The following is a 3,239-nucleotide window of genomic DNA, read 5'->3' as shown; positions in this document are numbered from 1 at the left end:
AGCTAAGGCGAGGCAACGCCGTACCGGTTTAAAGCTAATCCACTATACTTTGAATCTTCCGTTTTCAGCACCCAAGGTCGTCTGAAAAACCTTACAACGCGCGGCGGAAGCTGACGGCTTTCAAAACATGGCTTCTGCCGACTTCTTCATCGCCCGCCAAATCCGCCAATGTACGCGCCACGCGCATGATACGGTGGAAGCTGCGGGCGGAGAGGGAGAGTTTTTCCAACAGGCTGCCCAAAGCTTCCTGCGCTTCTTTTTGGATGCGGGCGGACGTGTCGAGTTCACTGACGCTCAAGGCGGCATTCACTTTGCCCTGCCGCGCGTATTGTTTGTCGCGGGCGGCGATCACGCGCGCCAACACGACGGCGCTGCTTTCCCCCGCTTCCTGCTGCATCAGTTCGGCGGCGGACAGGCTGGGGACTTCGATGGTCAAATCGATGCGGTCGAGCAGCGGGCCGGAAATTTTACTGCGGTAACGCGCGACGCTTTCGGGCGTGCAGCGGCAGGGTTTGACGGGATGCCCGAGATAACCGCAAGGACACGGGTTCATGGCGGCGACAAGCTGGAATTTGGCGGGATAGACGGCTTGGCGCGCCGCGCGGGAAATGTGGATTTCGCCGTTTTCCAAAGGTTCGCGCAAAACTTCCAAAACTTTGCGGTCAAACTCGGGCAGTTCGTCCAAAAATAAAACGCCGTGATGAGCCAATGAAATCTCGCCCGGACGCGGGTCGGAACCGCCGCCGACCATGGCTGCCGAACTGGCGCTGTGGTGCGGGCTGCGGAAAGGACGGTGGCTGTCGAGTTGTTGCTGATGATTGGGCAGGAGCGAACGCAACGCCCATACTTCGACCAATTCGTCTTCGGTCAAAGGCGGCAGAATACCGGGCAGCCGTTGGGAAAGCATGGACTTACCCGTTCCCGGCGGGCCCATCATCAAAAGGCTGTGTCCGCCCGCGGCGGCGATTTCCAACGCAAGGCGGGCGGTGTGTTGACCTTTGACATCGATGAGGTCAGGCAGTTTGGCGTTTTCAGACGACCTCTGCGGGACTTGGCAGGCGGTTTGCGCCAAAGGTTCGATGCCGTTCAAATGGGCGGCGACTTCACCTAACGAACGCGCACCGTAAACGGTAATGCCGCGCATCACGGCGGCTTGTTCTGCGTTTTCCTGCGGCAAGACGAAAGAACGCCCAGCCTGCATACCCTGCCATGCCATCGCCAACGCGCCGCGTACGGGGCGCAACATGCCGGAAAGCGCCAATTCGCCGGCAAACTCGTATTGCGCGAGCTTTTCGGGTGCGATTTGTCCGGATGCGGCGAGGATGCCCAGCGCAATCGGCAGGTCGAAACGTCCCGATTCTTTGGGCAGGTCGGCGGGGGCGAGGTTGACGGTGATTTTTTTGGCGGGGAAGTCGAAACCGCTTTGGATGATGGCGGCGCGCACACGGTCGCGGCTTTCTTTGACTTCGGTATCGGGCAATCCGACGATATTGAAATGAGGCAGGCCGTTGGCAAGGTGGGCTTCCACTTCGACCAACGGCGCATTCATGCCGCTCAAGGCGCGGCTGTAAACCAAGGCAAGCGACATGTTTCAGACGACCTTATTCGCCGGCTTCGGTTTGCTGTTTGATTTCGGCGACGGCTTCTTCGGCTGCGGCTTCGGCAGCTTCCAAGGCAGACTGCTCAGGCTCTTGCGCGGCTTCGAGTTTTGCCAGACGCTCCTCCAGCTCGACCAATTTGGTGCGGGTTTTAATCAAAACCTGCTGCTGGATGTCGAATTCTTCGCGCGTGACCAAATCCATACGGTTGAACGCGCTGCCGAGCATGGCTTTGACGTTTTTCTCCATGTCTTTGGCGGGGCTGTTGGCGATGGTTTCGCTGATTTTTGCGCTGACTTCTTCAAAGAGTTGTTTGCCGAACATAATCCGTATCCTTTATATCAGAATATATAAAATCCAAGCGTATTGTATAAGGAAAAAGGTCGTCTGAAAACGGGCATTCTGCTGTCGCGCCTTTTCCCTTCCAAACATCGCCCGCGTGTAGCAAATGCCCGCAAAATCACTCAATCTTGCGGGCATTTTTGAAACGGCTTTTGCCGTATGTTTCGATATTCGGCGTATTTTAACGCTCGACGCGGGCATCAAAAATCGGCAGCCACCACGCACCGCCGGTAAAGCCTTTGCACGAGCCGGTGGTGTGTTCCTCGCTGCGGACGAAGCTCTTGCCGTCCCACACCGCCGCACTGCTTGTCCAGCAGTCGCCTATGCCGCGGCCTTTGAAGCTGCCGCTGAGGGTGGCTGTTTTCTCGTCGAATCCGCCGTGCCCTCCGTATACCATCGGCGGCAGCACTTGTTCGATTTTGGTCAGCTCTTTATCGGCAATGGCATAGTAGCCGCTGGTTTGATAAGCACCGCCGATACAGATGGCCGAAATCAAAACCTGACGATCGTTGAGCGGATGGACATACAGGCTGCGGTTCCAACCCATTTGCTCTTTATTATGCAGGGCAGGACAGTAATTATCGTCGCCTTCGGAAACGCGGTTGCTGTTGCGCAGCAGCTTCATGACGGCGCTATGGCGCGGTGTGTCTTGTTCCAGTATATCGCCTGCTGTTTTCGGTACGGCAACGGAGCGGATGACGGGTTTGGGCTGCGGGCTGAGGACTGCCTGACTGCTGTTGCCTTTACGTATCAGCGCGGAAGGCGTATTCAGACGACCTTGGAATTCGTCCGCTTTCAACATTGCCGCCGCCGCGCCTTTGTCGGACAAGTGCCATTCATATTTTCCCGCGCGGATGCTGATTTTGCTTTCTTTTTTCAATGCTTCGAGCAAGGCGTTGGTTTGCGCGCTGCTCAATTTGCCTGTGCCTTTTTTGTTCAACGCCAATTTGCCCAGTGATTTGCCGTTCAGCATCAATTCGCTGCGGGCTGCCACACGGGCGAGTTGACGCTCATCGTCGTTAAACGGCAGCAGGGAAACTTCGCCGGCTACGGCGGCGTTCGCCCCCGATTTTCGGGTAAACAAGATGGAAACCGGCGTTTCTGTTTCGTCCGCCTGATATCCGGCAAGACGGCATGTGCCGGTATTGTCGCAAGCGATGTCCCAGTCTTGGTAATTTTGATAAAAGCCTTGAGGCGGAGCGGCCAGTGCGGTGGCGGGCAAAACAGCCAGCAGCCATTTTTTCATGATGTATTCCTTCAGTTTTATTTTATAGTGGATTAAATTTAAATCAGGACAAG

Annotated in this window: 3 protein-coding genes; all 3 read right to left on the bottom strand. The window is 56.3% G+C overall.

Going from position 1 to position 3,239, the window contains the following annotated elements; all coding sequences use genetic code 11:
• Positions 1-91: 91 nt before the first annotated feature.
• The 3 genes from HMPREF3277_RS12115 to HMPREF3277_RS12100 all read right to left on the bottom strand — a co-directional run bounded on the left by HMPREF3277_RS12115 (position 92) and on the right by HMPREF3277_RS12100 (position 3,186).
• The gene (locus HMPREF3277_RS12115; RefSeq protein ID WP_003780235.1) at positions 92-1,588 is read right to left on the bottom strand and encodes a YifB family Mg chelatase-like AAA ATPase; all 1,497 of its coding nucleotides are present in this window, start codon (positions 1,586-1,588) and stop codon (positions 92-94) included.
• Positions 1,589-1,601: 13 nt separating this feature from the next.
• The gene (locus tag HMPREF3277_RS12110) at positions 1,602-1,922 is read right to left on the bottom strand and encodes an accessory factor UbiK family protein (RefSeq protein WP_003757162.1); all 321 of its coding nucleotides are present in this window, start codon (positions 1,920-1,922) and stop codon (positions 1,602-1,604) included.
• Between the two features lie 199 nt (positions 1,923-2,121).
• The gene (locus tag HMPREF3277_RS12100) at positions 2,122-3,186 is read right to left on the bottom strand and encodes a DUF1176 domain-containing protein (protein ID WP_070871265.1); all 1,065 of its coding nucleotides are present in this window, start codon (positions 3,184-3,186) and stop codon (positions 2,122-2,124) included.
• Positions 3,187-3,239 lie beyond the last annotated feature (53 nt).

This window comes from Neisseria sp. HMSC70E02, from assembly GCF_001838645.1.
Lineage (GTDB): Bacteria > Pseudomonadota > Gammaproteobacteria > Burkholderiales > Neisseriaceae > Neisseria > Neisseria macacae.
Note: the sequence above shows the minus strand (reverse complement) of the source record. Positions and strands in the feature narration are given on the sequence as shown.

Excerpts from the sequence above, each read along its gene's own strand:
- HMPREF3277_RS12100 (WP_070871265.1), bottom strand. The coding sequence starts at position 3,186 with ATGAAAAAATGGCTGCTGGCTGTTTTGCCCGCCACCGCACTGGCCGCT.
- HMPREF3277_RS12115 (WP_003780235.1), bottom strand. The coding sequence starts at position 1,588 with ATGTCGCTTGCCTTGGTTTACAGCCGCGCCTTGAGCGGCATGAATGCG.
- HMPREF3277_RS12110 (WP_003757162.1), bottom strand. The coding sequence starts at position 1,922 with ATGTTCGGCAAACAACTCTTTGAAGAAGTCAGCGCAAAAATCAGCGAA.